This is a genomic window from Arthrobacter sp. Hiyo1 (assembly GCF_001263615.2).
GTDB lineage: Bacteria > Actinomycetota > Actinomycetes > Actinomycetales > Micrococcaceae > Arthrobacter.
In genome coordinates, this window is record NZ_DF952469.1 from 966,607 (window position 1) to 971,075 (window position 4,469).

Sequence of the window (4,469 nt, forward strand, 5' to 3'; positions counted from 1 at the left end):
CTCCGTCGCCCAGGCGAACGGACAAGGGGCCAATGGCCCTGACCACGTCTTCGTCATCATGATGGAGAACCACGGCTACGACCAGATCATCGGCAACACCGCCGACGCGCCCTACATCAATACCCTCGCGCAGCGCTACAACACCGCGGCAAACTACCACGGGCGTCACGCACCCGAGCCTGCCCAACTACCTCTCAGCTATCTCGGGCAGCTTCCAAGGAATCTGGGACGACTGCAAAGCGGGGGCGAGTGTCACGTGCGCCCCTGAGGAGTTCGTCCCCGGCTCCAGCGACACAGGAGTCACCGGACAGCTCACGCCAGAACAGGCGGCGAGCGCCGCCGCGACTCCGCATATGTTCTCCGGCCAGACCATCGTCGACCAGCTCGAAAACAAGGGACTGAGCTGGAAGGCATACATGGAGAACCTCCCTAGCGTCGGCTCCCAGGTCGAATACGCACCCACAATCGGCTCCACCACGGTCAAGCTGTATGCACAGAAGCACAACCCGTTCATGTACTTCTCGGACATCAACTACCCGGGCAGCCCGCGCCTGCAGAACATCGTGCCGCTTGAGAACAACCTCAAGTCCGACCTCGCGAGCGGCAATGTGCCCAACTTCGTCTGGATCAGTCCCAACCAGTGCCACGACATGCACGGGATCTCCCCCTCCGGAGCAGCGCTCATCGGGCTGCCCCAGTGCGGTTATCCGGACTCCGGCCTCGACCACGGCGCGATCCAGCTCGGCGACGCCTACCTCAAGCAGACCGTCCAGCAGATCATGGATTCCCAGACGTGGAAGACGAGCAAGTCCAGCATCGTCCTGGCCTGGGACGAGAACGACTACTCGGGTTCCACGGGCGGCCCGGGCAGCCCGGTCGGACAGAATGGCGCGGTCCTGGGCGGCGGCCACGCACCATTGATCGTGATCAACTCAGCTGAAGGCCCGCACAAGACCACGAACCAGCTCTCGGACCACTACACGCTGCTCTCCACAATCCAGCACTTGTGGCACCTCGGCTGCCTGGCGAACACCTGCTCGCCCACCACTTCGGGCACCTTCGAGGAACTCTTCCGCCCCTGACCCTTCAAAGCGTTCAAGAGCCGACGGCCTGCCCGCACACCCGTGCGGACAGGCGTCCGGTTATTAGGCGAGTCGCCGGGACCGCCGTCGAAAATGTCTGAAGTTTTCGGCGGGCTTATGCGAGTCGCCACAGCCCAATCGCTTATCGGGATGCCGCGAAGAGAATGAGCTCAGACCGGCCGTCGTCGGCGGTCACTCCGCGACTCTCCGAGAATCGGGCGACCGGCCGGAAGCCGAGAGCATCGTGCATTCTGATGGATGCCGCGTTGTGTTCGTTCGCGAAGTAGTGAGCGATCGACGCCCGGGACCAGATCCATTCCAACCTCGCCAGGGTGAGGGCCGAACCGACCCGTCGCCGTCGAAACCCCGGAGCGACCACTACTCGCTCAGCTCGTAGACGTCTCTAATCATGCAGCACCACTTGGTAGAGGTTGTGGTCTTGCCATATTCCGGCAATCTGCAGGTATCGCGGTGCCATGCCAATCTGCTGGAATCCGGCCTTGAGCAGCACGCGCTGCGAGGCAGTGTTGTGCAGAAGAGTGCTCGCCTCGATGCGGTGCAGTCCGAGTTTGTCGCTCGCCGTTTCGACTATCGCTTGGACTGCGGCCGACGCTAGCCCACGGCCCGCGTAGTCGCTATCTACCCAGTAACCCAGCCCCGCGCTCTGGAAGGGACCGCGGACGATTCCTGCCATGTTGAATCGACCCACGAGTCGATCGCCGTCGAACAGTCCGAACGGACATGCCTCCCCTGCCTCGTGCGTGACGAGTCGCTTGGCAATGTCCGCTGACTGCCAGTCCACGGTGTAGTACTCCTCGGGCCGTAATGGCTCCCATGGTGCGAGGTAGGCACGGTTGCGCACGTATGCGGCTGCGAGCGCTGCCGCATCGTTCATGCGCAGTATGCGCATGCTGACGCTTTCACTAAGTTGGCGCGGTTCAATCATCGGTCAACATTAGAGCCGAATACCTCTCTCGGACCAAAGTCCCCCGTGTCGATGGTAAGCCGGCGAAAGATTCACAAGTTTCACCTGCCACGCCCCTCGGATTCGTCGCATTGCCGATCCCTCGTGCGTCGCCCTCATTGTTGCCGCCATTGCATGCGGTCATTTTCTACGACAGATAGAGTTATCTGTCGTAGAATATGAACATGAAGCGCCAAAGCCAACTGCTGGACCGCCTTCCGCGCGGCCTGTTCAGCATCGCCGACGCCACAGAACACGGAGTCTCCCACTCGAGCCTGTACCGAATGCGCAACGCCGGCTTGGTTGAGAGGATCGGCTCTGGGCTGTATATCGCCGGAACGGGTATTGAGGCCGAGATCGATCTGTTGGAAGCGTCCCGAAAGGCTCCCCTGGCCACGATCTGCCTCACCAGCGCCCTCGCCCGGCATGGGCTAATTGACGAGATCCCGTCCAGCATCGATCTGGCCTTGCCCCGCGGCAAGACCCCTCCGCAACTCTCGGCCCCAGTCACCTGGCATATCTTCGACAAGGCGACGTTCGACGTCGGCCGTTCAAGCATGGCGGTCGAAGGAGAAAATGAGGCGAGAATCGGTATCTACTCGCCTGAACGGTCGATCGTCGATGCCTTTCGCCTTCGTGCAAGCGCTGGCTACGAAACCGGAATCGAAGCGCTCCGTAACTGGCTAAAGCGCCCAGGGTCACAGCCCGCACGCCTCATGGAGATCGCCTCGTCGGTCCCTCGGGCCAAGGGGCCACTCCGTCAGGCAATGGAGGTCCTCCTGTGACGGCAGGCCGGTCCATTTACTTGCGACTGCAGAAAGTCGCTCGGGAGCGTGGGCGACCCTCCGACGAGATCTTCACGCTTTAAGGGTTGGAGCGCTTCCTGGCGCGTCTGGCAGACACGCCTTTTGCGGAGGACTTCTGCCTCAAAGGCGGCGTCCTGCTGTCCGCCCACTCGCTGCGCCGCCCGACCCGGGACGTTGACATACAGGCACTCGATTTCCAGCTCGACGTCGATCACGTCACCGAAGTAGTGAAGACGGTATGCGCCGTCGTCGCCGACGACGGCCTGGTCCTCGACCATGAGCCCATGCAGATCGAACAGATCCGCGACGAAGACGAGTACAGCGGCCTGCGGGTCTCCTTGCCCGCAGTCCTGGGCCGAGCAAGAATTACCATCAAACTGGACATCAGTACCGGTGACCCGATCTGGCCCAAACCGGAGGAGATCGAACTGCCGTCGCTGCTCGGTGGAGCGGTGAAGATGAAAGGTCATCCCGTGGTGACAGTGATCGCCGAAAAGACCGTCACCATGCTCCAGCGCGGCACCACGAGCACCCGGTGGCGGGACCTGCTCGACGTGGCGGTCCTGTCCTACCGATTCGAGTTCGACGCCTCAGACGTCAGAGAAGCAGCGATGCAGGTCGCCAGACACCGAACCGTCGAACTCGGACCGCTCCGGGCCCTGATGGACGGCTACGGTGCGACCGGTCAAGCGAAATGGGCCGCATGGCGCCGGAAGCTCAAAGTGGAAGACCTCTGCGAGCAGAACCTCGACGCGCAAGTTGAACGTGTGCTCACCTTCATTGAGCCGGTGTTCGACGGCTCCGCCGAAGACCAACACCGGTGGAACCCCGACGCGCGTTCCTGGTCATAGACCGCGGTGATGGCCGGAATTGCCCGCTGCCGGACCAAAAGCAGTAAACCCGCAGCTCAAAGCCAAGCTAAGAGCCCCCTGTCGGATTCGAACCGACGACCCCCGCTTTAGTCTCGAGTCCCTTTGCTTGCCCGTGATCTGGTGGTTTTCGCCCGGATTCTCGGGGTTTTTGGAGGCAACGATGGGCGATGATTTGTCATTGGTTGGCGCTGATTAAGGTGAGTTAAAGGTGAGTCGGTTGCAATGGGGTCCGCCAGTAATGCCCGACCGCCGCGCGTCCGAAACCCCTCACAGCCGCTACTTCCTCCTGTCCGCCGAGAGGATTTCCACAGCCCAAAGCTTGTCCTTCGATGCTGACGATCTCCGTCACCGCATGGCTTGGGCCGCGCTCGAGATCACATGCGAAGCGCAGGACGAGGGGACGGGATGGACGCCGCGACAAAAACCTTTCGGACAGTCGCACCAGTTCTCGGAGAACGTCATCCTATCGGGCGGAAGTACTTCCTTCATGCGCTTCAGATAGGTGCGGGAGCGGGACCCCCACCACGCTCGGGGTCTTCGGTAAATTAGAAGCCGGCCGGCAGTTCCATGACGATTCCCATAAAGCGCTGGAGTGACGCGAGACCAGCGCGTCCGCACCGGCCAACTGGCTTCGACCCTACATCGATCGAGGTCCCGCCGTCCCAGTCGAGCGCGGAACATTGTCTTTTCGCCGAACTCGCCATCGATGGGCGCTCGGGCGCTCACGTCGGACCTCAGTGTCCCC

The 4,469-nt window shown here is 61.9% G+C and carries 5 protein-coding genes and 1 pseudogene; 4 read left to right on the forward strand and 2 right to left on the reverse strand.

Annotated features, from left to right (window positions below; genetic code table 11):
- Positions 1–268 (forward strand): annotated as a pseudogene (locus AHiyo1_RS08750) (hypothetical protein); the annotation flags it as partial.
- A complete protein-coding gene (locus tag AHiyo1_RS08755; RefSeq protein ID WP_253257237.1) occupies positions 222–1,082 on the forward strand; it encodes an alkaline phosphatase family protein in 861 nt (286 codons plus the stop codon). The pseudogene AHiyo1_RS08750 and the gene AHiyo1_RS08755, both read left to right, overlap by 47 nt.
- A gap of 142 nt (positions 1,083–1,224) precedes the next feature.
- On the opposite strand, the gene AHiyo1_RS28220 is transcribed toward AHiyo1_RS08755, so the two are convergent.
- Positions 1,225–1,461: a GNAT family N-acetyltransferase gene (locus AHiyo1_RS28220; protein ID WP_084784432.1), complete on the reverse strand. Its 237-nt coding sequence runs from the start codon at positions 1,459–1,461 to the stop codon at positions 1,225–1,227.
- A 24-nt stretch (positions 1,462–1,485) separates the two neighbouring features.
- A complete protein-coding gene (locus AHiyo1_RS08765; protein ID WP_059388303.1) occupies positions 1,486–2,028 on the reverse strand; it encodes a GNAT family N-acetyltransferase in 543 nt (180 codons plus the stop codon).
- A 203-nt stretch (positions 2,029–2,231) separates the two neighbouring features.
- On the opposite strand from AHiyo1_RS08765, the gene AHiyo1_RS08770 reads away from it, so the two are divergent.
- Positions 2,232–2,831 (forward strand): type IV toxin-antitoxin system AbiEi family antitoxin domain-containing protein, encoded by a 600-nt coding sequence (locus tag AHiyo1_RS08770; protein ID WP_059388304.1) that lies wholly within the window; start codon positions 2,232–2,234, stop codon positions 2,829–2,831.
- 86 nt (positions 2,832–2,917) lie between these two features.
- A complete protein-coding gene (locus tag AHiyo1_RS08775) occupies positions 2,918–3,703 on the forward strand; it encodes a nucleotidyl transferase AbiEii/AbiGii toxin family protein (RefSeq protein ID WP_059388305.1) in 786 nt (261 codons plus the stop codon).
- Positions 3,704–4,469: the final 766 nt, after the last annotated feature.

What these genes read in the sequence shown, in the direction of transcription:
- AHiyo1_RS08770 (WP_059388304.1), top strand. Translation starts at nt 2,232, where the DNA reads ATGAAGCGCCAAAGCCAACTGCTGGACCGCCTTCCGCGCGGCCTGTTC.
- AHiyo1_RS08765 (WP_059388303.1), bottom strand. Translation starts at nt 2,028, where the DNA reads ATGATTGAACCGCGCCAACTTAGTGAAAGCGTCAGCATGCGCATACTG.